The 23,519-nt window shown below is 67.2% G+C and carries 25 protein-coding genes; 19 read left to right on the plus strand and 6 right to left on the minus strand.

From position 1 onward, the window contains the following. The first annotated feature begins 5 nt into the window (after positions 1-5). On the plus strand, positions 6-1,976 hold the full coding sequence (recJ, locus tag KQ307_RS07730) for a single-stranded-DNA-specific exonuclease RecJ (RefSeq protein ID WP_259727567.1): 1,971 nt from the start codon (positions 6-8) through the stop codon (positions 1,974-1,976). Between the two features lie 10 nt (positions 1,977-1,986). Here recJ and psb30 read toward each other — a convergent pair whose 3' ends face one another. After that, positions 1,987-2,109, minus strand: a complete 123-nt coding sequence (gene psb30 / locus KQ307_RS07735) for a photosystem II reaction center protein Ycf12/Psb30 (RefSeq protein WP_259703073.1) — start codon at positions 2,107-2,109, stop codon at positions 1,987-1,989. A gap of 102 nt (positions 2,110-2,211) precedes the next feature. Between psb30 and KQ307_RS07740 the strand changes: the two genes are divergently transcribed. The 11 genes from KQ307_RS07740 to KQ307_RS07790 all read left to right on the plus strand — a co-directional run bounded on the left by KQ307_RS07740 (position 2,212) and on the right by KQ307_RS07790 (position 12,535). Then, positions 2,212-2,568, plus strand: a complete 357-nt coding sequence (locus KQ307_RS07740; RefSeq protein ID WP_259727568.1) for a YkgJ family cysteine cluster protein — start codon at positions 2,212-2,214, stop codon at positions 2,566-2,568. Positions 2,569-2,606: 38 nt separating this feature from the next. Then, complete coding sequence (locus KQ307_RS07745) at positions 2,607-2,927, plus strand: TMEM165/GDT1 family protein (protein WP_259703300.1); 321 nt, start codon at positions 2,607-2,609, stop codon at positions 2,925-2,927. A 33-nt stretch (positions 2,928-2,960) separates the two neighbouring features. Continuing rightward, positions 2,961-3,245, plus strand: a complete 285-nt coding sequence (locus tag KQ307_RS07750; protein WP_259703074.1) for a TMEM165/GDT1 family protein — start codon at positions 2,961-2,963, stop codon at positions 3,243-3,245. Positions 3,246-3,388: 143 nt separating this feature from the next. Next, the gene (locus KQ307_RS07755; RefSeq protein ID WP_259727569.1) at positions 3,389-5,677 is read left to right on the plus strand and encodes an RNB domain-containing ribonuclease; all 2,289 of its coding nucleotides are present in this window, start codon (positions 3,389-3,391) and stop codon (positions 5,675-5,677) included. A 3-nt stretch (positions 5,678-5,680) separates the two neighbouring features. After that, a complete protein-coding gene (locus KQ307_RS07760; protein ID WP_259727570.1) occupies positions 5,681-6,304 on the plus strand; it encodes a flavin prenyltransferase UbiX in 624 nt (207 codons plus the stop codon). A 39-nt stretch (positions 6,305-6,343) separates the two neighbouring features. After that, on the plus strand, positions 6,344-6,811 hold the full coding sequence (locus KQ307_RS07765) for a hypothetical protein (RefSeq protein ID WP_259727571.1): 468 nt from the start codon (positions 6,344-6,346) through the stop codon (positions 6,809-6,811). A 46-nt stretch (positions 6,812-6,857) separates the two neighbouring features. Further along, the gene (locus tag KQ307_RS07770; RefSeq protein ID WP_259727572.1) at positions 6,858-7,331 is read left to right on the plus strand and encodes a DUF2996 domain-containing protein; all 474 of its coding nucleotides are present in this window, start codon (positions 6,858-6,860) and stop codon (positions 7,329-7,331) included. Positions 7,332-7,436: 105 nt separating this feature from the next. Beyond that, complete coding sequence (gene acsF / locus KQ307_RS07775; RefSeq protein WP_259703079.1) at positions 7,437-8,549, plus strand: magnesium-protoporphyrin IX monomethyl ester (oxidative) cyclase; 1,113 nt, start codon at positions 7,437-7,439, stop codon at positions 8,547-8,549. An 86-nt stretch (positions 8,550-8,635) separates the two neighbouring features. Next, positions 8,636-10,039: a TldD/PmbA family protein gene (locus KQ307_RS07780; protein WP_399241778.1), complete on the plus strand. Its 1,404-nt coding sequence runs from the start codon at positions 8,636-8,638 to the stop codon at positions 10,037-10,039. Further along, complete coding sequence (locus tag KQ307_RS07785) at positions 10,036-11,424, plus strand: TldD/PmbA family protein (RefSeq protein ID WP_259727573.1); 1,389 nt, start codon at positions 10,036-10,038, stop codon at positions 11,422-11,424. Before KQ307_RS07780 ends, KQ307_RS07785 begins: the two co-directional genes overlap by 4 nt. 22 nt (positions 11,425-11,446) lie before the next feature. Further along, complete coding sequence (locus KQ307_RS07790; protein WP_259727574.1) at positions 11,447-12,535, plus strand: methionyl-tRNA formyltransferase; 1,089 nt, start codon at positions 11,447-11,449, stop codon at positions 12,533-12,535. Positions 12,536-12,538: 3 nt separating this feature from the next. Here KQ307_RS07790 and KQ307_RS07795 read toward each other — a convergent pair whose 3' ends face one another. Next, positions 12,539-15,379: an RNA helicase gene (locus KQ307_RS07795; protein ID WP_259727575.1), complete on the minus strand. Its 2,841-nt coding sequence runs from the start codon at positions 15,377-15,379 to the stop codon at positions 12,539-12,541. A 117-nt stretch (positions 15,380-15,496) separates the two neighbouring features. Here KQ307_RS07795 and KQ307_RS07800 point away from each other — a divergent pair, with 117 nt between their 5' ends. The 6 genes from KQ307_RS07800 to bioA are packed head-to-tail and all read left to right on the plus strand — an operon-like array spanning position 15,497 to position 20,328. Then, the gene (locus KQ307_RS07800) at positions 15,497-16,684 is read left to right on the plus strand and encodes an aminotransferase class I/II-fold pyridoxal phosphate-dependent enzyme (protein ID WP_259727645.1); all 1,188 of its coding nucleotides are present in this window, start codon (positions 15,497-15,499) and stop codon (positions 16,682-16,684) included. After that, entirely contained in the window at positions 16,681-17,385 is a 705-nt protein-coding gene (locus tag KQ307_RS07805; protein ID WP_259703083.1) for an alpha/beta hydrolase, read from the plus strand. The genes KQ307_RS07800 and KQ307_RS07805 overlap by 4 nt, the downstream gene beginning before the upstream one ends. Then, on the plus strand, positions 17,385-18,185 hold the full coding sequence (locus KQ307_RS07810) for a methyltransferase (RefSeq protein WP_259727576.1): 801 nt from the start codon (positions 17,385-17,387) through the stop codon (positions 18,183-18,185). Before KQ307_RS07805 ends, KQ307_RS07810 begins: the two co-directional genes overlap by 1 nt. 19 nt (positions 18,186-18,204) lie before the next feature. After that, complete coding sequence (gene bioD / locus KQ307_RS07815) at positions 18,205-18,879, plus strand: dethiobiotin synthase (protein WP_259727577.1); 675 nt, start codon at positions 18,205-18,207, stop codon at positions 18,877-18,879. After that, a complete protein-coding gene (locus tag KQ307_RS07820; RefSeq protein WP_259703085.1) occupies positions 18,876-19,031 on the plus strand; it encodes a hypothetical protein in 156 nt (51 codons plus the stop codon). The genes bioD and KQ307_RS07820 overlap by 4 nt, the downstream gene beginning before the upstream one ends. A gap of 31 nt (positions 19,032-19,062) precedes the next feature. Further along, the gene (gene bioA, locus KQ307_RS07825; protein ID WP_259727578.1) at positions 19,063-20,328 is read left to right on the plus strand and encodes an adenosylmethionine--8-amino-7-oxononanoate transaminase; all 1,266 of its coding nucleotides are present in this window, start codon (positions 19,063-19,065) and stop codon (positions 20,326-20,328) included. 19 nt (positions 20,329-20,347) lie between these two features. Here bioA and KQ307_RS07830 read toward each other — a convergent pair whose 3' ends face one another. Continuing rightward, positions 20,348-20,614: a DUF3143 domain-containing protein gene (locus KQ307_RS07830; protein ID WP_259703087.1), complete on the minus strand. Its 267-nt coding sequence runs from the start codon at positions 20,612-20,614 to the stop codon at positions 20,348-20,350. After that, a complete protein-coding gene (locus KQ307_RS07835; protein WP_259727579.1) occupies positions 20,556-21,044 on the minus strand; it encodes a J domain-containing protein in 489 nt (162 codons plus the stop codon). The genes KQ307_RS07830 and KQ307_RS07835 overlap by 59 nt, the downstream gene beginning before the upstream one ends. A gap of 102 nt (positions 21,045-21,146) precedes the next feature. On the opposite strand from KQ307_RS07835, the gene rsmG reads away from it, so the two are divergent. Next, the gene (gene rsmG / locus KQ307_RS07840; RefSeq protein ID WP_259727580.1) at positions 21,147-21,914 is read left to right on the plus strand and encodes a 16S rRNA (guanine(527)-N(7))-methyltransferase RsmG; all 768 of its coding nucleotides are present in this window, start codon (positions 21,147-21,149) and stop codon (positions 21,912-21,914) included. A gap of 25 nt (positions 21,915-21,939) precedes the next feature. On the opposite strand, the gene KQ307_RS07845 is transcribed toward rsmG, so the two are convergent. After that, entirely contained in the window at positions 21,940-23,178 is a 1,239-nt protein-coding gene (locus KQ307_RS07845) for an aldo/keto reductase (protein WP_259727581.1), read from the minus strand. Then, a complete protein-coding gene (locus KQ307_RS07850; protein ID WP_259703090.1) occupies positions 23,139-23,519 on the minus strand; it encodes a ferredoxin in 381 nt (126 codons plus the stop codon). The genes KQ307_RS07845 and KQ307_RS07850 overlap by 40 nt, the downstream gene beginning before the upstream one ends.

A 23,519-nucleotide genomic window follows, 5' to 3' on the forward strand; every position in this document is an offset into this window, starting at 1 on the left:
CCTTGATGGGGAGGAACAGCCCAGAATGCTCCGATTCCGGTGAGAACCTGGTGCTGAATCGCCTGCCCGAGCAGTGCTGGCAGTTGCCCAGGCCGCTCGACGCCGTCGGAGCGGGCGCTGAAGCCCTTGCCCTCAGCCGGCTGGGCTTGCCGCCGGAGCTACTGGCCGTGCTGCGGCGGCGCGGCTACGAAAGCGCCGAAGCGATCGATGCCTTGCTGGTTCCGGCAGCAGCACCTGATCCCGGAACCCATTTCAACGATCTCGGCAAGGCCGTGGACCGCCTCCGCCGCGCCTGCCGTACGGCCGAGGCGGTGGCCATCTGTGGGGACTACGACGCCGACGGCATGACCAGCACGGCTCTGTTGATGGGGGTGCTGCAACGGCTGGGGGCCAGGCCGGTCGCCGCGATTCCCAGCCGCCAGGACGATGGCTATGGCCTCAATCCCGCCATGGTCAAACGGCTGGCAGGCGATGGAATCTCCCTGTTGGTCACCGTCGACAACGGCATCGCCGCCACGGAGGCTCTCGCCTGTGCCCGCGAGCTGCAGGTGGAGGTGATCCTCACCGACCACCACACCCTGCCACCGGAGGAGCCGCCCTATCTGGCCCTGCTGCACCCGGCCCGTACCCCGGCCGATTCGCCGTTTCGCGGTCTGGCCGGTGTCGGCCTGGCCTATGTGCTGGCCGTGGCCCTGGCCGGCAGTTTTGATCGTGCTGACGCCACGGCCATGGCCCTTGATCTGTTCTGCATCGGCACCATCGCTGACATGGCGCCGCTGCTGGGGGTGAACAGACGCTGGCTCCAGGATGGATTGCCACGCCTTCACGGCTCCACCCTGCCCGGCCTGCAGGCCCTGCAACGGCTCGCCGGTGTCGGGGACACCCCCCTTGATGCCACCGCCGTGGCCTTTCAACTGGCCCCGCGCATCAACGCGGTCGGACGCCTCGGTGATCCCCAGCTGGTCGTCGAGCTGCTCACCACCGATGATCGGGATCGGGCGATGGAGCTGGCCCAGGAGTGTGAAGCGCTCAACCGTCAGCGCCGCGAACTCTGCGATGCGATCGAAGCGGAGGCGGTGGCCCTGGTGGAGGCGGATGGGCCGCAGCGCCCCCCCTTCCTGCTGCTGGCGCAGGGCCACTGGCACCATGGCGTGATCGGTGTGGTGGCCGCCCGGCTGGTGGAACGCTATGGCCTGCCGGTTGCCCTGCTGGCCAGCGAAGGCAACGGGCGCCTGCGCTCTTCGGTGCGTGCACCCCGCGGTTTCGCCGTCGATGCGGCCCTGCGCCATTGCCACCAACTACTGGAACGCCACGGCGGCCACCCCGCCGCCGGTGGATTCACGGTGCGGGCCGAGAAGGTGGCCTCGCTCCACGAAAGTCTCAATGCGCTGGCGGCGGCTTGGCTCTCTGGCCAGGGCAGCGGCATCGCGGTGGAGCCTGAGGCCAGGCTCAGCCTCGATCAGATCAACTGGGCGTTCTGGAAAAGCCTGCAGCGGCTGGAGCCGATGGGAGCCGGTTTCGCCGCGCCGGTGTTCTGGAGTGCCCGCTGCCAGGTGGTGGAGCAGCGGCTGTTGCGTGGCGGCCATCTCCAACTCAAGCTGAGCCAGAACGACATCGGCCAAAGGGCCATCGCCTGGCGCTGGCAAGGGGAGGGAATGGTTCCTGAGCTGGTGGATGTGGCCTACCGCCTGCGCAGCAATCACTGGCAGGGGGAGGAGCGGCTCCAGCTTGAAGTGGTGGGCCTGCGACCGAGCGGCTCGGGCGAGGTGGTGCTGCGCCGAAAGCAGCGCACCTACTGGTGTCGCCGGGCGGGACAAGCCGTGAAGATCCGCAATGAAGCCGGCGAGGAAATCAGCTCAGGTGAGATCGGACTCGGCTCTGGGCTGAATTCAGGGATGGAGGGTGGGGCCGAGCGGCATCCCTATCTGAAGGGGCTGTTCGAGGAGGCGGCCCTTGCCCTGGGCCTTGCCGCCTGAGCCTCAGAGGTCAGAGGGCACCACGGCGATAGAAGAGGATGAACACCACAGCCGGACCAGCCAGGGTGATCAACGCCAGAGCCATGAAGTTGGCGATCAGATGGATGTCGATACCCATGGACGGCAAGCTCACGAACGGGACGGTCTGCGGATCAGGTTACGGGAAGCGGCCCCGCTCGCCCGGGTTCCACCCATGCCACTGTGACGGCTTGTCACAGCATCACCGGTGGAGCTGATGGGCTGCGGAAGTGAATGGAGGTGCATCGGCGGCTGCGGAGCCTGCTGTCGATTGGATCCGGAGCGCCGCAGCGAGGCCCTGGAAGCCCTCAGTGCCGATCAGCGCAGTCGCTATCTGGCGATGGTGGGCAGCGATGGCTGGTGCATCCATTTCGACACCGGTGGACGTCGCTGCCGCATTTACGACGAACGCCCCGAGTTCTGCCGGGTCAGCAGCCTGGCTGAGCTGTTTGACGTGCCGATCGAGCAGGCCGATGCTTTCGCGATCGCCTGCTGCAGTCAGCAGATCAGGCAGGAGTTCGGCGGACGCAGCAGGGTGTTGCGGCGGTTCGAGCAGGCCACCGGGCAGCCATGAGCGACGACAGCGCAGCCAAGGGCGAAACGTCCGAACCGATGGAGGCCCCCCCTGCCAAGGGTGAGGCCACCCTGCTTTCGATCATCCTGACCACCTTCACCACGGTGTTCCTGGCCGAACTCGGAGACAAAACCCAGCTCGCCGCCCTGCTGCTGGCTGCCGAGTCGGGCCGGCCCCTGCTGGTGTTCGCCGGGGCGGCCCTTGCCCTGATCTGCTCGAGCCTGGTGGGGGTGTTGTTGGGTCGCTGGCTGGCGGCGCTGCTGCCGCCCCAGCGACTGGAGCGGATCTCCGGTGCGCTGATGGTGGGCCTGGGCCTCTGGCTCGGCGCCCAGGCCAGCGTTGGCCTGCTCAATCCCTGAGTCTGATCCTGATCCTTCGAACCCCCTGGGCCGATGCATCTGCCACTGCTTGCCTCCACCTTCGTCACGGTCTTCCTGGCCGAACTCGGCGACAAGACCCAGCTCACGATCGTGACGATCAGCGGCACCTCCACCAGACCGGTGGCGGTGTTTCTGGGCAGCGCGGGAGCGCTGGTGCTGGCGAGTCTGCTGGGGGCATTCGCGGGTGGATCCCTCTCCAGCCTGATCCCTGCCGATGCTCTCCAGCTCGCCGCCTCGCTCGGTTTTCTGCTGATCGGCGGCAGGTTGATCCTTCGGGCCTCAAGGGAAGATTCGTAAAGTGGTTGGATGGCAACGATGGTCGTGGGTATCGCAACGCGCCCGGGATCCTCGTTTTGGAAAACTCCAGGGTTTTCCTGCCGCTGATCTGACCGCCTGATGGGCGTCCACAGCGCCCCAAACCTCCCTTGAATCCAGCTCCGATGAAGTTCACGGTCGCCGATCTGCTTGACCAGCTCCCCAACGCCGAGGCTCTGCCTCTGGCCAAGCTGGAAAAGGCCCTCGGCCTCACCCTGAAACCGGACAAGCAACTGCTTCACATCGCCCTGGACGGGCTCAGCAGGATCGGTCTGCTTCAGCAGGATGAAACGGGGGTTCAGCGGCGAGAGGATGACAGCCTGATCGAGGCCCGGCTGCGCTGCTCCAGCAAGGGCTTCTGCTTCGCCCTGCGTGAGGATGGGGGCGAAGACATCTACATCCGCGACCACCAGCTCAACCACGCCTGGAATGGCGATCGGGTTCTGGTTCGCATCACCCGCGAGGGGGGCAGGCGGCGTTCACCGGAAGGTGGTGTTCAGTGCATCCTGGAGCGGGCCACCCGCCAGCTGCTTGCCCAGGTGGAGCAGCAGGACGACAGGCTTGTGGCTGTTCCCCTGGACGACCGCCTGCTCACCACGGTGGACTTGCCACCGGAGGATGGATCGTTCCTCGATCCGGCCCGGGAATCGGTCGTTGAGGTGCGGTTGGATCGTTATCCCGTCGCCCAGTTCCCCGCCTGCGGCCATGTCACCCGTCGCCTGCCGATCAATGGCGGCGAAGAGGCCGATCTCGACCTTCTGCTCACCAAGCACGGTCTGCGCAATCCCGACCCGGCCCCCCGGACCACCCTGCGCGCCCCCACGACGAAGGGGCGCACCGATCTCACGGCTCTCCCCACCCTGTTGCTGGCTGGCTGGAGTGGGGTGGCCGCACCGATCCTTCCCGCCCTCTCCATCGAAGCGGGCGAGGTGGGCCCGAGGCTCTGGGTCCATGCCCCGGCCGTGGCGGAACGGTTCAGCCCTGGCGGCAGCCTGGATCTCTGGCTGCGTGAAAAATCAGAAGCGCTCTGCTTCGGTCGCCGCTGGCTGCCGCTGCTCAGCGAACCCCTCAGCAAGGCCGCCGGCTTCGAGCAGGGAGTGGCGGCTGAGGCGGTCTCCGTCGCCCTTGATTTCAGTGCCGATGGTCAGCTGATCCACTACCGATTCGCCCTGACCACGATCCAGGCCGATGCCAGCGTCGATGCAACGGTGCTTCAGGCCCTTGCCGACCGCAAGCCGAAGGCCCGGACGGTACCGGCGGCCTTGAAGCCCCTCAAGGATCAGCTGCCGATGCTGGAGCAGCTTCTGGATCTGGCCGCTCAGCTGCGCAGCCACCGCCTGGCCAACGGCTCGATCGACCTGGATCTCCCCCTCCCTGCCCTCGACTGTCTGGGGGATCTGGCCACGCCCGAGCCGGATGAAAGCCGCCGTGGCTGGCTGGTTCAATGGTCGCTTCACCATCCTCTGGGTCTGCTGCGGGAGCTGGTGCTCCCGGCCGGTCGCGCCCTGGGTGAGCATCTGGCAGCCCTGCAGTTGCCAGGTCTGTTCGCCGTCAATCCCGCCGCTGATCCAGCTGAAGTGAATGAGGTCGCCAAGGCCGCCCTGGCCCTGGAGATTCCCCTTGAGCTCGCCGACGACGGCAATGCTCCGGCGGCAGCGGCCCTGGCCGTGGCCTTCGCCGCCACCGATCGCAGCCGCGTGCTGCAGCGTCAGCTCAGCGATGTGCTTCCGATGGTTCAGCTCAGTGAGCAACCCGGGGCCAACAGCCTGGCGGCGACCGAACTGGGTTTTGCTTCCTGGTGCTTTCCCTCGCTCCACTACGCCGATCTCTGGAATCAGCACCTGTTGGTGGTGTTGCTCACGGATGGCAAGGACCGGCCCAGCGTGCGGCACAAGGTCAGGGTGGATCTGGCCTCGGATCTCTGCCACGGCACGATCGACTGGCCCCTGCTCCCACCCAGCCAACTCACAGAGATCGAGGCCTCCCGCAGCAGCGCCCTCATTCAACGGCTCAACAACCGCTCCCGCTTCGTGCTGGAGCTCCAGTCCGACCTGGTCGCGATGGCCCAGGCCCGGACAGCGGAGCCGCTGGTGGGCCAGACCCTCACCGGCGTGATCAGTGGTGTGCAGAGCTACGGCTTCTTCGTGGAGATCCCCCCTTCCCGGGTGGAGGGGCTCGTTCACGTGAGTTCGCTGAAGGACGACTGGTACGAATATCGCTCCCGCCAGAACCGCTTGGTGGGTCGCAAGAATCGCCGCGTTTATCTGCTGGGCGATCAGGTGGAGGTGGAGATCCAGAAAGTGGATGTGTTGCGTCACCAGATCGATCTGGCGATCCTGCTTCCCTCCGATCAGGACGGGCCCGGTGAACCGAGCGAGCCTGATAAGGGGGATCCCGGCGACGGGGAGAGCTGAGCCATGCCACCGCTGGTCCTGGCCGTTTCGGGCGCCTCGGCCATGCCCCTGGCCGAGAGGGCGCTGCAGTTGCTGCTGCAGGAAGGTGAGTCGATTGAACTGATCGTCAGTCGCGGCGCCATCGCCGTATGGCTGGCGGAGCAGGGAGTGCGGATCCCTGTTGACCCGGACAGTCAGGCCCTGTTCTGGCGCGAGCGGACCGGGGCCAGCGGTGGTTCGCTGCGTTGCCACCGCTGGAATGACCAGGCCGCCGCCATCGCCAGTGGCAGCTTTCCCACCCGAGGCATGGTGATCCTGCCGGCCAGCATGGGCACCGTGGGCCGGATCGCCAGCGGCGTCGCCCTCGATCTGGTCGAGCGGGTGGCCGACGTTCATCTCAAGGAAGGCAGGCCCCTGGTGATCGCTCCGCGGGAGATGCCATGGAACCTCGTGCATCTGCGCAACCTCACCACCCTGGCCGAGGCCGGGGCCAGGATTGCTCCGCCGATTCCTGCCTGGTATCACCGCCCCACCACCCTGCAGGAGATGGTGGATTTTCTGGTGATCCGGGTGTTCGATTGTCTGGGCTATCAACTCGGCCCCCTGGGGCGCTGGCAGGGGCCCGTCGGCCTCTCCGCCGCTCCCTGAGGCGGCGGCTCATCCGCTTCGTTCCGTCCCACCCGATCCGTGCTGCAACGCCTCCTGCTCCTGCCCCTGCTGGCACCGCTGCTGCTGGTGCTGCTGATCGCGGCTCTCAATCCGAGCCCGTCGTACGGGATGCGGCTGTTGATCTGGCGCCTGCCCCCCCTGCCACTCGGGGCCTGGATCGCGATGGCAGCCGGGGGTGGTGCCGCCTTCAGCGCCGGTTTCGCTGCCCTGGCGCTCCAGCAGGCTGTCATCCCATTGCGACGAGCACGAGACGAGCAATCGTTTCAGCCGCCGCCACCCCCCACCCGCAGGCAGAGGCCGGCACCGCCTCCAGGCGTGCCGGTGCCGGAGCGGGCTCCCCAGGACCCCCTCCCGACCATCTCGATTCCATTCCGGGTGATCCGGCGGACCGAGGCCGCCGCCCCGAGCCCGACCGGCCCGATCACTTCAGGCCTGGCCACCCCTGTCGGCGAAGGCTGGGAGGATCTGCTGCGCGAGGAGTGGTGAGGCAGCCGTAAAGTTCCGGCAAGGTACGAGGTTGAGATCTGCGCCCGTGAGTGATTCCGCCGGTTCTGCCCCCCAGCCTTCACCAGAGGCCAAGCCCGTAGCAGAGGCCAAGCCCGCACCTGCGGTCAAGCCGGCTCCGGCCGTCAAGGTCAAGCCTCCCGCCCCGGAGGACAAGCCATTTGACGAATTCATTTCCCAGCTGTTTCTGCCGGCCCTGGCCAAGGAGATTCAGGCCTATGGCGGCCCGGTCACGGAGCTGAGCTTCGTTGAGGCGCCGATGCCCGTGGTCTCCACCCCTTGCTGGCAGGTGATCGGCTTGCTTCCCGGTGGCCGACGCTTCTGGCTCTGCTTCACGGCGGCTCAGATCAACGCAGCCAAGACCTTCAGCGTGGCGGAATCCGGATGCGATCCCAGCCTGCTGGAATCCTTCCTGATCGATGAGCGCAAGACCACCCTTGCTCTGCTGGTGTCCCGGGTTGTCTCCCGGCTCAACGGTCAGAAGTGGCTCGGCCCGAACTGAGCCCCGCCGAGCGGGCCGCCACAACCCCGCCGGGCTGCTTCACATCCAGGCGATCCAGCGCTTCATCCTCCTACGATGGAGTCACTCTTATGCCGAGAAGTGCCCATGGTGCCTCCGATCGCCGCCCCCAGTGCCCCTGGCACGCTGCGTGAGTCAGGGGCAACCAGCACTGCTGATGGGTCACCGGCCTTCAAGGATCCTGTCAAGGACACGATCCTGACCCCTCGCTTCTACACGACCGACTTCGACGCCATGGCGGCGATGGACCTCCGTCCCAATGAGGTGGAACTGGAGGCGATCTGCGAGGAGTTCCGCAAGGATTACAACCGCCATCACTTTGTCCGCAATGAGGAGTTCGTCGGTGCCGCCGACAAGCTTGATCCGGACACCCGCAAGGTGTTCGTTGAGTTCCTGGAGCAGAGCTGCACCTCCGAGTTCTCCGGATTCCTGCTCTACAAGGAACTGAGCCGCCGCATCAAAACCAAGAATCCATTGCTGGCCGAATGCTTCGCCCATATGGCCAGGGATGAGGCCCGCCATGCCGGTTTCCTCAACAAGTCAATGGGTGATTTTGGTCTGCAGCTCGATCTGGGCTTCCTGACTGCCAACAAAGCGTACACATTCTTTCAGCCGAAATTCATTTTCTACGCCACCTATCTCTCTGAGAAGATTGGTTACTGGCGTTACATTGCCATTTATCGCCATCTTCAGCAACACCCGGAAAGCAAGATCTTCCCGATCTTCAATTTTTTCGAAAATTGGTGTCAGGACGAAAATCGCCATGGCGATTTCTTTGACGCTCTGATGAAGGCTCAGCCAAGCACGGTGCGGGGCTTTCAGGCACGGCTCTGGTGCCGGTTCTTCCTGCTTGCTGTCTTCGCCACCATGTACGTGCGTGATGTGGCTCGCAAGGAGTTCTACGAAGCCCTCGGCCTTGATGCCCGTGAGTACGACAAGCTGGTGATCGCCAAGACGAATGAAACCTCTGCCAGGGTGTTCCCTGTGGTGCTGAACGTGGAGCATCCCAAGTTCTATACCCGCCTGGAGCGAATCGTCACCAACAACAATGCGCTCAACGCAGCGGATCAATCCAGTTCGATTCAAGTGATCAAAGCGATCCGCAAACTTCCCTTCTGGTTGGGCAATGGCCTGGAGATGGCCAAGCTGTTTCTGATGGCACCGATCCGCAGTGAGAATTTTCAGCCGGCCGTGCGCTGAAGCTGAGTTCAGCGTCCATTTTTTCTCCCATTCCTTTCTCTCTGTCGCCAGCTTTGGTCGCTTCCCTGCCGCTTTCCCTTGTCCAGATCGAGCCGTTCGACCTCAGCTGGCGATCGCGGCTTGAAACGGTGCTGGCTGCGGGCCGTGCTGCCGGAGCCACTCTTGTCGAGGTGTTTCTGGAGAGCACCGACCACATCGGTCTGCTTGCTGAGCAGGACACCATCACCAATGTGAGCCCCGCTTTCGGGAAAGGGGCAGGCATCCGGGTGTTTCGCGGTGATCAGGATGGTTTCGTCTCCACCAACGATCTCAGTGATCGCGGCCTGAACTCCGCTCTGGAGCAAGCACTCGGCATGCTTGGCCTGGAGCTCGGCAGTGCTGGCCACGGTGGCTTCGAGGGCCTTGGTGATCTCCGGGACTTCGGCACCGCCAAGAACAGCTGGCTCTCCGGCTGTCCCAGCCTGGGGGACGCCACCGGCCGGTTGCTGGAGGGAACGGGCCTGCTGGAACGCCATGGCAGCCACCTCCAGTCCCGTCGGGGCAGCTATGCCCGCGACTGGCAGGAAGTGATGGTGGCCGCCAGTGACGGCACCTTCGCCCGGGACATCCGCCTGCATCAGTCGGTCGGGCTGAACGCCCTTGCTGCCGACGGTGAGCATCGGGCCAGCCAGGGCCGGCGTTATGGCAGCACGGACCGACCCGACGATCTTCTCCAATGGGATGCGGAAGCGTCGGCCCGTGATCTCTGTGCCAGTGCCGAGGCGATGCTGCGAGCCGACTACGTCGAGGCGGGCAGTTACCCGGTGGTGCTCGCCAACCGCTTCGGTGGTGTGATCTTCCATGAGGCCTGCGGCCATCTGCTTGAAACCACCCAGCTCGAGAGGGGCACCACTCCATTCGCCGACCAGGTGGGCTGCCCGATCGCCCATCCGGCGGTCACCGCCGTCGACGAGGGGCTCAGTACCGGTGCCTTCGGCAGCCTTTCGATGGACGACGAGGGCATGGAGCCTCAGCGCACGGTGTTGATCGAGAACGGCGTGCTCAAGCGCTTCCTCTCCGATCGGGCCGGAGAGTTGCGCACCGGCCATGCCCGCACCGGCAGTGGTCGCCGTCAGAGCCATGCCTTCGCAGCCGCCAGTCGCATGCGCAACACCTTCATCGCCGCTGGTCCCCACAGCCCTGCCGATCTGATCGGTTCGGTGGAGCGTGGGCTCTATTGCAAATCAATGGGTGGCGGCAGCGTCGGCCCCACCGGCCAGTTCAACTTCGCCGTGGAGGAGGGTTACCTGATCGAGAACGGCCAGCTCGGCAAGCCGGTGAAGGGCGCCACCCTGATCGGTGAGGCCAAGGACGTGCTTCCCCGCATCTCGATGTGTGCGAATGACCTGGAACTGGCGGCCGGTTTCTGCGGCTCGGTGAGCGGCAGCATCTTCGTGACGGTGGGCCAGCCCCACATCAAGGTGGATTCGATCACTGTGGGGGGGCGATGACCAGCTCCACCGCTTCCGTGGCGGTCCTGGACGCCAGCCGCCTGGGCCATCAGCTTGAGCAGCTTGCTGCAGGTCTGGGGATCGAGCGCTGGGACCTGGGGGCCGCCTGCAGCACCGACACCTCAGTGCAGGTGGATCGGGGCGAGGCCAAGCAGCTCAAAGGCGCTCAGCGCAGCTCGATCACGGTGCGGGTCTGGAACGGCGACGGCCTGGTCGGCATCACCAGCACCTCCGATCTTTCGCCGGCAGGGCTGGCCAGGGCCCTTGGCATCGCCCACGAAGCCAGTGCCTATGGCAACGCCGATGAAACCCCCTCGTTCTCGCCGCTGGCCACCGCAGCTCTGCAACCGCTCGATCAGCCACTGCTGGAGCCGGTCGGGATTCTCAGCCTGCTGGACACCCTCAAGGAGGCGGAGCGGGTCCTGCTCAGCCGCCACGAGGCGATCAGCACGGTTCCCTACAACGGCCTGGCCCAGCGTTCCAGCGACAGGATCTATCTGAACAGTGCTGGGGCCTGCCGGCAGCAGCGGCTCAGCACCGCCAGTGTCTACCTCTATGCCAGGGCCGAGCAGGCTGGCCGCAAACCGCGCAGCAGCGGCGCCGTGCGGCTTGCCTATGGCGCCAGTCAGCTCGATCTGGCCGGCTGCATCGAGGAGGCCGCCGAGCGGACCATCTCCCACCTCGATTACGCCCCGATCGATACCGGGTATTACACCTGCGTGTTCAGCCCCGAGGCGTTCCTCGATCTGATCGGAGCGTTCAGCAGCCTGTTCAATGCGCGAGCCGTGCTCGATGGGGTGAGCCTGAGCAATCGCGAGTCGCTGGGCGAACAGCTGGCGGTTCCGTTCCTCTCGATCCACGACAACGGCCTCCATCCCGGCAACATCGGTGCCTCCGCCTTCGATGGTGAAGGCACCCCGGTTCAGCGGCTCGCCCTGGTGGATGGCGGCGTCCTCCGCCAGTTCATCCATTCGGAGGCGACGGCCCGGGCCTTTGGCGTCGCTCCGACCGGCCATGCCGGCCTGGGCGCCAAGGTGTCGGTCGGGACCAACTGGCTTGAGATCGGCCCTGGCAGCAGCAGTGGCGGCAGCAGTGGCGGCAGCAGCGGCCTGGATCGGCACAAGGCTGATGGGGTGGTCTGGATCGATTCACTCTCCGCCCTGCATGCCGGTGTCAAGCCCAGCCAGGGCTCGTTCTCCCTGCCTTTCGATGGGTGGCTGATCCAGGGCGGCGAACCCCGCTCGATCGAAGCCGCCACCGTGGCTGGTGACATCCGTACGGTGCTGAACAGCCTGCTCGGTTTCGAGGGCCCCGGCAAGATCACCCCCGATGGGCTCTGCCCCCATGTGTGGGTGGAGGGCCTGTCGATCACCGGCGACGCCTGAGCCACCCGGACGGTTGTTGCCGATGAAGATCCTCTTCTGGGGGACACCCGCCTATGCCGTCCCCAGCCTTGAGGCTCTGGTGGCTGCAGGCCACCAGCTGGTGGGGGTGGTGACCCAGCCGGACCGGCGCCGGGGCCGGGGCAGCGCCCTGGTGCCATCTCCGGTGAAGGAACGAGCCATGGCGCTTGGGCTCTCGGTGGTCACCCCCCAGCGCATCCGCCGCGAACCGGATCTTCAGGACCTCCTTGCCACCTGGGGGGCGGATCTGTCGGTGGTGGTGGCCTTCGGCCAGATCCTGCCCCCGGCGGTGCTGGCCCAACCGCCCCTGGGCTGCTGGAACGGCCATGCTTCCCTTCTGCCCCGCTGGCGCGGAGCAGCCCCGATCCAATGGAGCCTGATCGATGGCGATTCACAGACTGGCGTTGGGATCATGGCGATGGAGGCGGGTCTCGATACGGGCCCTGTCCTGCTGGAACGGCGGCTGACGATCGGCCTGCTGGAGAACGCCCGGCAGTTGACGGGACGGCTCAGCCAGCTCACCGCCGAGCTGCTGGTGGAGGCCATGCCGTTGATCGAACGTGCTGGCCCAGGGCCTGAGCAGGAACGGCTGCGTCGCCTGGGGGTGTGGCATCAGCCCGAGACGACTCCCCACTACGCCCGATTGCTGAGCAAGCAGGACTTCGAGATCGACTGGAGTGCCCAGGCCCTGCCGCTCCACCGCCGGGTGATGGGGCTTTTCCCCGGGGCCTGGTGCCGCTGGCAGGGCCAGCGGCTGAAACTGCTCGCCACCGAACCACTGGTGGCCAGGCTGGGCGAGCAACTCAGCGCTCCGGCGGCGAAGCTGGCCCAGGCCTGGAGCGTGCGGGCTCCTGGAACACCCTGCTCCGCTCACTCCGGCCCGGCTGAACCGGGGACCATCCTGGAGATCGTGCCTGATCTGGGGCTTGTGGTGGCCACCGGTGGCTGCCCGCTCCTGATCTGTGAAGCTCAGCTGGAGGGGAAGGGTGCCTCGAAGCGGCAGGGGCTGATCCAGCAGCTGGGTGCCTCAGTGGGCGACCGTTTCGGCGATGGGCAGCCCGGGCCGGCGCGGCAGGAATCCCATAACGACTGAGCCTCAGCCTGGTGGGATCGGCTCAGCGGCCGGGAGGTTGCCTGGTGCACCTGCGCTGGCCAGCACATCCTGAAGCTCGCAGACCGGGAAACGGTTGATCGCCTTGAGCGCCTGGCGGGCTGTGGCCCTGAGCCGCTCACTGATCGCCTCGGCGTAGGGCACCTGGGCGAGCAGATCCACGGTGCGGCGCAGGATCCGCACCACATCCCCCTCATCCAGGGAGGTGTTGGCAATCAGGTCACTCCAGCTGGTTCCCCTGGCCCAGGCATGGACCAGCCCCATCAGCTCCGGCTCCCACCAGGCCGGCACCACCACGCCGGCGCTTTCCTGCTGCCGCAGCAGTTCCCGCCTCAGGCCGCCGAGATCATGCAGGGCCTCCTCGGCCTTGGCAGGTGCTGGAAAACCGCTCCAGAGATCCGGACGGTTCACCTCGGTGCTGATCGCCTCGAACACGGCCGCCAGTTCGGCTGGGTTGAGCTCATCGAGGTGGCCGCTCATCAACGCCAGGCCCAGCCAGAGCTCGTTGTCGCCGCGCAGGGCCGCCACGGTGCGCCCCACTTCGGTGGGCACAAGGCCGTCGGCTCCATCAAGGGACCCGAAGAAGCGGAGGATCTCGATCAGCGAGAGAAATGTGTCCCAGTGACGGTTGGAGCGGTGATGCAGCAGCCGTTGGCGCTCTTCGATCTCAAGATCGAGCTCCTCCATGCGTCGCCGTTGCTTCTTGAGCTGGCGGCGGTCACCCCAGCGATGGGCTGGATGCAGCTCCAGCTCCTCTTCCAGCGCCCGTACGTGTTCGGCCTGGCCTCTCACTTCGCCGGCCAGGTCGTACTGGGGCGTGACCATGTCATGGCGGCTGGCCATCGAGCCCACCGCCAGGGCCAGGCCGCCACTGAGCTGATCGCCGTGACGCAGTTCGCCGGCGTGGCGCAGCTCGGGCACCTGGAGCTGAGCCACCTGCAGACAGCTCAGCTCGGCGTGCAGGCTCACCACCCCGTGGCAGGGCACCAGGATCCAGACGTTGTCATCGGTGAGGCAGAGCAGCAGCGGAAACTGGCCGGAGCCGGGGAGTTTGGCCACGATCACCGCCGGGGTGACCCGCCCCTTCAGCTGGGGTGCCTTGAGGCTCACAAGCGTGCCTTCACTGGCGAACTGCAGGGCGAGGGTGAGTTCATGGGCCAGGGTTTCCTCGGCCTGTTGCTGGAGGATCCGCAGTAGCCGCCGCTCTTCCCGCAAGCGCTCGCGCTGGTTCTCGTAGACCTCGAAGTCGTCCCAGGGAACATCGGCCGCCGGTCCGCTCAGGGAGTCGAGCTGCTGACGCAGCTCGGTGATCCTGGCTTCGTCGTCGAGCAGATCAAGGGTGGCCAGGTACCGCCCGAAGCTCCGCTCCACCAGTTGCTTGGCCTTGGCCAGCTCATAGCGCTGCAGCAGATTCAGCACCATGCCGTAGCTGGGGGTGAACTGGCTCACCAGCGGATCGGCGGGGCTGGTGGCCAGTTGCCCCGCCTCGCGCACCCCCTCGAAACGGCTCTGCACCGTGACCACATAGCCCTGCACATCCAGCCCGCGCCGACCGGCCCGGCCCGCCATCTGCAGGAACTCGCTGCCCATCAGCGGCCGGTGGCCCCGCTCGGTCCGCTTGGAGAGGGCCGAGATCACCGTGGTGCGCGCTGGCATGTTGATGCCCGCCGCCAGGGTTTCGGTGGCGAAGACCACCTTCACCAGGCCCTGCTGGAACAGTTCCTCGATCAATTCCTTCCAGGCCGGCAGCACGCCGGCGTGGTGGGCGGCGATGCCGCGCAACAGGGCCTCCGCATGGCCTCCGTCGCGCACGGCCTCCGGCGTGGTCGCCACGAAGGCATCCAGCCTGGAGCGGATCACGGCCTGCTCCTGTTCGTTCACCAGGCAGATGCGACCGAGGTCGCGCACCGCCTTGTCACAGGCCCGGCGGCTGAAGATGAAATAGATGGCCGGCAGCATGTCGCGCTCGGCCAGCTGCGCCACCACGAATGGCAGGGGTGCCGCTTCGGGCTGGGGCGGTTTGGGGCTCTTGCCTTTGCGACGGTCGCCCTTCGGGGCCCGCCACACCTTGCAGTTGGGATGCAGCCCGGTGCCCTCCTCGTTGAGCAGGGGGTGGAGACCCTTGGCACTGCAGAAGCTGAAGGCCAGCGGCACCGGACGGTGATCGCTCAGCACCAGGGTGGTGGGCCCGTGAACCCGCTCGATCCAGTCGGTGAGCTGGCCGGCGTTGGCCACCGTGGCCGAGAGAGCCACCAACTGGACAGGCGGTGGACAGTGGATGATCGATTCCTCCCAGACCGTGCCGCGCTGGGAGTCGTTCATGTAGTGGCACTCATCAAGCACCACCGCCTCCACATCAGCCAGGGGATCGTCGCCGCGATCCACTTCCGCGTAGAGCATGTTGCGGAAGATCTCGGTGGTCATCACCACGATCGGGGCGTCCCGGTTGACGCTCAGGTCACCGGTCATCAGGCCGACGTTCTCATTGCCGAACTGCTGGCGGAAATCCCGGAGCTTCTGGTTGGAGAGTGCTTTGAGCGGTGTTGTGTAGAACACCTTCTGGCCATGGGCCAGGGCGCGATGGATGGCGTACTCGCCAACCAGGGTCTTGCCGGAGCCGGTGGGGGCGCTCACCACTACCGAATGCCCCTGGTTGAGCGCGTCGATCGCCTCCAGCTGGAAGGGGTCGAGGGGAAAGGGAAACAGCTGATCCAGAGCCGGCACTGACGCGTCCACCAGCCGATCGGCAGGGGCCTCGTCGGTGGAGAGCGCTGCGGTCTGGCCCGCAGCCGCAGTGGAATCAGTCTCAGTGCCGGCAATCAGCATGCTGGAATCCTATGGGCTGCGTGCCGGTTGGGCAGAGTGAAGGGTGTGAAGGCCACCGAAACGGGTCCGTCCGCAGTGGGGCCGACCGTGGCGGCCGGCTCCACCGCGACCGACTGGGTGGATCAGGATCCCCTCGCCCCCCTCAGCCAGGCCCTTGCCCGGCTTCCAGCCGTGCGGCGGCGTGAGCTGCGCAGCTTCAGTCCTGCCGGCTCCGGCCTGCTCAGGCCTGTGGATCCGCCCGGTTCTGATCTGCTGCTGGATCTGGCCAGCAATGACTACCTCGGCCTCAGCCACCACTCCCAGCTGCGCGAAGCGGCCCAGGCGGCGATCGATGCCGTCGGGGTGGGGGCTGGCGCCTCGCCTCTGATCACCGGCAGCCGCCCGGTCCATGCCGCCCTGGAGGAGCGGTTGGCGGCCTGGCTGGGCCGGCAGCGGGTGCTGCTCTTCCCAAGCGGTTTTCAGGCCAATCTGGCGGCGGTGCTTGCCCTGGCCGATCGCCACAGCCTGGTGCTGGCTGATCGTCTGATTCATCACTCCCTGCTGGCTGGTGTGAGTGCCAGTGGAGCCACCCTGCAGCGATTCCGCCACAACGATTGCGCCGACCTGCAGCGACGGCTGCAGATCCAGCGCCAGGCGCAACCGCGCCGCCGCCTGCTGGTGCTCACCGAAAGTCTGTTCAGCATGGAGGGCACAAGCCCCGATCTCCCCGCCATCTCCTCCCTGTGTCGGGCCTACGGGGCTCTGTTGCTGGTGGATGAAGCCCATGCCCTCGGGGTGCTGGGGGCCGGTGGGCGGGGCCTGGCCCATGGCCTGGAGGGGATCAGCCTGATCAGTGGCACCTTCGGCAAGGCCTTCGGCAGCGGCGGCGCCTTCCTGGCCGGCAGTGGGGTCGTTGGTGAGTGGTTGTTGCAGAGTTCCGGCGCCTTTCGCTACTCCACGGCCCTGGCCCCGCCCCTGGCCGCCGCCGCCCTGGCCGCCCTTGAGCTGCTGGAGGCGCAGCCCGGCATGGGGCTGGAGCTTCTCTCGAGGGCGTCGCGCTGGCGTGATGCGCTGGAGCTGGCCGGCTGGAGCCGGCCAGCCGGGCAGGGCCCGATCCTGCCGCTGGTGGTCGGTGACGATGCCGCCGCCCTCGCCCTCCAGGAGCGGCTGGAGGGCAGTGGTCTGCTCAGCGTGGCGATCCGCCCCCCCACCGTTCCCACCGGGCGTGCCTGCCTGCGGCTGGTGCTGCGTCGCAGCCTGCCGCCGGGAAGCCTGGAGCGCCTCCTGCTCGCCCTCGGCCCTCCCCCCAGCGGGACCACGCCATGACCACCCCCACTGCGTACGGCCAGCAGCTGATCGCCATGCATGGCTGGGGTGGGGACAGCCGGGCCTGGCTGCCCTGGCGGGATGCCGCCCAGCGGCGTGGCTGGAACTGGCAGAGCGGCGAGCGGGGCTACGGGCCCCTGCCACCGTTTGAGCCCAGCTGGCCAGAGGGCCGGGGTCCACGTTCGGTGCTGGTTCACTCGCTCGGCCTGCACCTGTTGCCGAGGGCCGTGCTGGAGCAGGCCGATGCGGTGGTGCTGCTGGCCAGCTTCGGCCGCTTCGTCCCGCCAGGTGAGGCCGGCCGAGCCTGGCGGGCTGCTCTGCGGGTGATGCAATCCAGGATCGCCTCCGGTGCTGGCGAACGTGTGCTTCAGGATTTTCTGGCCGCTGCCGCCGCCCCGGATCCAGTTGCCCTGCTGCCGGCAGGGCCCGGCCATGAGCCGTTGGCAGCCTGTTCGCTGGAGCGGTTACGCCACGATCTGCTGCTGCTGGGTCGGACGAGCGGGCTGCCGGCGGGCTTTCCAGCCAGGGCGAGGTTGTTGATCATCGAGGCTGGAGCGGATGGGATCGTGGCGCCGAACGCCCGCCAGCAGCTGTGTCTTGCTCTGCCGAAGGCCGAGCGCTGGTTGATCGAGGCGGCGGGCCACAGCCTGCTGGGCGCCAATCTGGTGGAGCCGGTGCTGAATTGGCTGGAGACCGAGTGATGGGAACGGCGGCCATCCCGGACCAGGTACGGGCCAGTTTCACGCGCCAGGCCGCCAGCTACGAGCGGGAAGCATCCCTGCAGAGGGGGGTGGCCTGGCGCCTGGCTCGCCTCTGCCGCGCGTTGCCCCTGGTGGAAGGCCCGTGCGCCGATCTGGGGGCGGGAACGGGCCTGCTCAGCCGCGCCATCGCCCAGCAGCGTCCAGGCCTGGAGCTGCTGCGGCTGGATGTCTGCCCCGCCTTGCTTCAACGCGGGCTGGACGCCGATGCCGTCGATCCGGCCAGCCCACCCCCCACCCTGAGCTGGGATCTGAACCAGGGTCTGCCACCCGAGCTGGGGCAGGCGGCCCTGCTGGCCTCGAGTTTTGCCCTGCATTGGCTCGAGCATCCCGCCGAGCAGCTGGAGCACTGGTGCCGGATGCTTCGCCCGGCCGGCTGGCTGGTCCTGGCCCTGCCCACCGCCGGCAGCTTCCCCCAGTGGCACCAGGCCGCTGCCGGCGCCCAGGTGGCCTGCACCGCCCTGCCCCTGCCCGAGGCCGCTGACCTGATCGGCGTGGCTGAGGGCCATCTCCGTATTCACCGCCTGCAGCGGCTGCGATTCAGCCGCCGCGCCGCCAGCGGCCTCAGCTTTCTGCGTCGGATCAGCGGGCTCGGGGCCGGTGCCAGCCCAATTCCCGGCCTGGCACCGGGAGAATGGCGACGGCTGGAAGCCAACTGGGCCACCCTCCCCGACCGGGAGGGTGGCGGCAAGCTGCTCTCCTGGGAGATGCTGCTTGTCGTTGGCCAGAAGCCAGCGAGATGATTCATGGCCGATCTCGATGATGCAGCAGCTGGTGGTCTGTGGCACCGATACCGATGTGGGTAAGACGGTGGTGAGTGCCCTGCTGGTGCAGGGCCTGGGGGCGCGTTACTGGAAGCCCGTGCAGTGTGGTCTGGAGGATGGCGGTGACAGCGCCAGGGTGAGCCAACTGCTGGGTGTTGCGGCGGAGCCCACCGCCGCGCGGATCCTGCCCGAGGCCTACCGCTACTCCAACCCGGTGTCTCCCCACTGGGCCGCCGAACTGGAGAACAGCCCGCTGGATCCTGACCGACTGAGCCTCCCCGGCGGGGAAGGCCCCCTGGTGGTGGAAACGGCGGGGGGGCTGCTGGTGCCCCTTCGCCGCGACCTGCTCCAGATCGAGCAGATCCGCCGCTGGGGCCTGCCGGTGCTGTTGGTGGCCCGCAGCGGCCTGGGCACCTTGAATCACACCCTGCTGTCGGTGGAGGCGCTGCGCCAGCGGCGGATTCCCCTGCTCGGTCTTGTACTCAACGGGCCGCTTCACCCCGACAACCCCGCCACCCTGGAGGCCTTCACGGGCGTTCCGGTTCTCGCCTGCCTGCCGCCGCTCCCGGCACTGACAGCTGCGGCCCTCGCCACCTTCTGGCAGGAATCGAATCTGGCTGAACGTCTGGCCGACCGCCTGGCCGATCCACTGGCCCTTAGCCTGGCTCCATGACGCGCTCCAATCTGGTGGTCAGTGCCGTCGTGGCGCTGATCTGCGGCGGAATCCTGGTGGTGTTCACCGATCTTGAGCTGACGCTGGTGCGCTGGGTGAACTGCGGCCCGCTGGCCGCCGAGGCCGCCAGGCTCGAAAAGCGCTGCCGCTGAGCGCCCCCTCCAGATCACCCCTTCCCCTCCCTTGTCCTGGCACCCCAACCTCTGGCATCCCACCACCCAGGTGGCCTGCAGCGATCCCCCTCTGGCGGTGCTGCGCGGTGATGGCGCCCTGCTGGAACTGGCTGATGGGCGCCGGCTGATCGATGCGATCAGCAGCTGGTGGGTCACCCTGCATGGCCATGCTGAACCGAGCATCGCCGCGGCGATCGCTGCCCAGGCTCTGGAGCTGGAGCAGGTGATCTTCGCCAACTTCCGCCACCCCCAGGCCGAGCGGTTGGCGGAGAGCCTCAGCGCCGCCAGTGGCCTGGAGCGGCTGTTCTTTTCCGATGATGGCTCCACCGCCGTTGAGGTGGCCCTCAAGATCGCCTGGCAGTGGTGGCGGAACCAGGCGAGCCCCAGGCGTCAGCTGATCGCCTTCGAGGGCGCTTATCACGGCGACACCTTCGGGGCGATGGCCGTGGGAGAGCGTGGTCTGTTCTCCGCCCCGTTCGAGCCCTTGCTGTGTGCGGTGGCCCGGGCGCCCTGGCCCTCCACCTGGTGGGACGACGGGGCGGTGGAAGCCAAGGAAGCGGCGGCCCTGGACCGGCTGGAGGAGCTGCTGACCGTGCCGACCGCCGCCGTGATCCTGGAGCCGGTGGTGCAGGGAGCCAGCGGCATGGCGATCGTGCGGTCCCAGTTTCTGCAGCAGGTGGAGCGGCGGGTTCGCCAGGCCGGGGCACTGCTGATCGCCGACGAGGTGATGACGGGCTTCGGCCGCACCGGCAGCCTCTTCGCCAGCCGGGGTGCAGGCCTTCAACCCGACCTGGTCGCGCTTTCCAAGGGGCTCACCGGCGGCTTCCTGCCGATGGGAGTGACCCTGGCCAGGGAGGCTCTCTATCAGGGCTTCATCAGCGACAACCCCGATCACACCCTCTATCACGGCCACAGCTTCACGGCGAATCCGCTCGGCTGCGCCGCCGCCAACGCCAGCCTGGCTCTGCTGTGTGCCAGTCCCGATCGCTACGAAGGATTCGAAGCGCGCCATCGCCCCCGGCTTGCCCAGCTGGCCCGCCATCCCCTGGTCTGCCGGCCGCGGCTGATCGGCACGATCGCCGCCTTCGACCTTGTCGTGGATTCACCGGGCTACCTGAACAGGGCGGGCCGCAGCCTGCAGCGCCATGCCCTGGCCCACGGTGTGTTCATCAGGCCCCTGGGCCAGGTGGTCTATCTGCTGCCTCCGCTGTGTCTCAGCGAGGCCCAGCTGGATCGGTGCTATCAGGTGATCGAGGCAGGGCTCGACCAGCTCTGAAGCGGCGGAGTCGATCGGCTCAGGGGCCGGCGAGGATGGCGGCTTCCACGTCGGCCCTCGAGAGCCCGTAGGAGAACAACCGCACCGTGGTGCGGCCTTCCTGGTGCCAGCTCACCTTGAGCTCCTCCACCTCGAGCTCGATCAGGGCACTCCAGGCGGTGTGGTGCAGGTCCCAGCGACAGGGATTCGCCTTGTCCCGGGTGGCTCCAAGCACCATGAGCCACTGCTCAAGGGCCGGCAGGGGATGGTTGTAGAGCGGGGTCTGCAAGGAGGGCAGGGCGGTCATCCCCAGGTTCGTGGTCCGAAGGAAGGGCAGTCTGCACCGCTGAGGCCTCCAGCCAGCTGATCGGCGGACTGACCAGCTCCATTCCTCGCCACCAGGCGAGGCTCACCCCGAGCACCAGGCTGAGCACCAGGGCCGTCGCCAGCAGCACCAGGGCGAACCATTCGCCCCCCGAGAGGGCCCTCCGCACCGACTGGGTGCGCTCCACCCGCCGCTTCAGCAGGGGCTTGGCTGGCACCGGCAGGAGCTGGCTGTCGTAGGCCCGGCGGCGCTCCGGATCGCTGAGAGTGAGGTAAGCCAGCTGCAGATGGCGGAACTGCTCCTCGGCCTCGGCCACCGGCAGCTTGGTGGTGTCCGGGTGGTAGAGCTTGCTGAGTGATCGGAAAGCCTGCCGCAGGTCCTGAGCTGTGGCGGAGGGGCCCAGGCGCAGCAATTGGTAGTGATTCGGAGGGGTCGATTCGGTGTCTCTCCCTGCCACCACGCCTGTACCAACACTGCGAGATCCTAGAGAACTCTTCCCTGAGTGCCTGCCTGGATGGCTGCTGAGCCGAACCTCTCGATCGAAGCAGATCTGTCCCACGGACAAGGGGATGGGCTCTGGCCCAGCCTGGGTTGGCAGCCTGCCGCGCAGCAGCTGGCCCAGTTCCTCGCCTTGCAGGAGCTGTTGCGCGATTGGAACCGCCGCCTGAACCTCACACGCCTGGTTGAGGGCGACGACTACTGGATCGCCCAGCTCTATGACAGCCTCTGGCCCTGGCGGGAGCAGCTCCGGGGGGAGCAGGGCCCGCTTTCCCTGATCGACGTCGGCACCGGCGGTGGCTTCCCCGGCCTGGCCCTGGCGATCGCTCTTCCCGCAGCGCGGGTCACCCTGGTGGATTCGGTGGGGCGCAAGGCCGAGGCCGTGCGCGCCATGGCGGCCGGCCTCGGCCTTGAACAGCGCGTCATCGTCCGCTGTGAGCGGGTCGAGACGACCGGTCAGGACCCCTCCTGCCGCGGCCGCTTCGACTGGGCCATGGCCCGGGCGGTGGCGGCGGCGCCGGTGGTGGCGGAGTATCTGGTGCCTCTGTTGCAACCATCCGGGCGGGCCCTGCTCTATCGCGGCCAGTGGGAGCTTGACGATCAGCAGACGCTGACGCGGGCCCTGCTGCCGCTCCAGGCCACCGTCGAGCGGGTGGAACGACGGGAGCTTCCGGCTGGTCGGGGAGTGCGCCATGCCGTTTTGCTCAAGCCAGTGGGGCCATGTCCACTGACCTACCCCAGGCCGGTGGGGGTGCCCGCCAAGCTTCCGCTGGGCAGTGAATGATTGAGTTCGCCTGGCCGCGGCGGGCTCACTCGGCGGCCATCAGCCGCCGGGTTGATGAACCCCCCAGCTGCTGGCGCAGTTCCCGCAGCAGGTCGGGGATCCGCCGCGCCCACGGACTGCCGCCGAGAGCGGCGAGGAGCTCTGCTTCGCTCACGGTCTGATCGAGCGCATCGGCATTGGCGCCGGGGAACCAGTGATCGCCCTGCCCCAGCAGGCTGTAGCGGGCCTGGGCGTAGCTCTGCAGGTCCCAGGCTTCCAGCAGGTTGTGGAGCCAGAGCAGCACGGGCAGATTGATGCCTCCAGGGGTCTGGGACCACTCCGGCAAACCCTCCTGCCAGCTGCTCAGCCAGGTTTCACCGAGCGCCTGGAGCCTGGCCTGCTCGAGTTTCGCCAGAATCGGTGGCAACAGTTCGCTGGCCTGGGGCAGCAGCTGCACCGCCTCCAGGTGCAGATCGAGGTCGGCCGGGTTCGCCGCCCCGACACTGATTGTGTGGATCCCCGGGGCCGTCAGGCAGAACAGATCGTTGAACACGATCGGGTGGAGCGGTGCACAGAGCTCCTGCAGGCGGGTGGAGGGGGTATGGAGATGCCCCCCCTTGTCGGTGGGGCTGATCACAAACACACCCATGTCATGGGCGGCGGCGGCCTCGATCGCCGCCAGGTTGTCCTGGCGGATGAAATACCAGTGGAGATTGATGTAATCGAAGGCATCGGATTCGATCGCCTCCAGGATCAAGGGGAGCGGGGCATGGGTGGAGAAGCCGACATGACCGATGCGGCCCTGCTCCTGCCAGCGGCGCACCACCGCCAGGCATCCACCCGGTCGGAGCGTCTGCTCCAGGTGCTCCGGCAGGTTCAGACCATGAATGGCCAGCAGATCCAGTCGCTCCACCGCCAGTCGCTCGAAGCTGCACTCCAGCTCCGCCTCGAAATCAGCCGGATCCTCCTGGGGAGGAACCTTGCTCTGCAGGATGCGTCGTCGGTCGTTCAGCTGGGGCAGCAGCCAACCGAGCTGCCGCTCGGAACTGCCGTAATGACGGGCGGTTTCGATGTGATTCAGGCCTGAGGCAGCCGCCCGCTCGAGGGTGGCCCGCAGGTTCGCCTGGCTGTCGGTGCTGATCTGATCCGGCGGAAGATCGCTCCAGCTCTGCTGGTAGCGCATGCCGCCCAGGGAGAGAAGAGGCATCGCCAGGCCCGTGCGTCCGAACCGCCGGGTCGGCAGCCTCAAGGGCGGGGCAGGGTTCGCTTCAGCCGTGAGGGACATGGCAGGCCGAGGGGCTGGAGTTCCTGGGTCTTGAGCCGTTCCTGCAGGGCGCCCACCTCTTCGTAGGCCACCCAGTGGATGCAATCGACCGGACAGGTGTCGATGGCCTCCTGGATCGTTTCGGTGCTGTCACCGTCCTGGCGGATGGCGCGGGAGCGTCCCCAGAGCGGCTCGACCAGGAAGGTGTTCGCTGCCACGTGGGCGCAGTAGCGGCAGCCGATGCAGACCGCTTCATCCACCCACACCGCCTTTTCCCTCAGGCTGCCACCCAGCAGAGGTTCTGTGCCGCTTGGCCGTGGCCTGGGGTTGGCGGAGACGGAGAAGGCGAGGGAAGGATCCAT

Origin of the sequence: Synechococcus sp. CS-1326 (assembly GCF_025128115.1) — a bacterium.
Lineage (GTDB): Bacteria > Cyanobacteriota > Cyanobacteriia > PCC-6307 > Cyanobiaceae > Regnicoccus.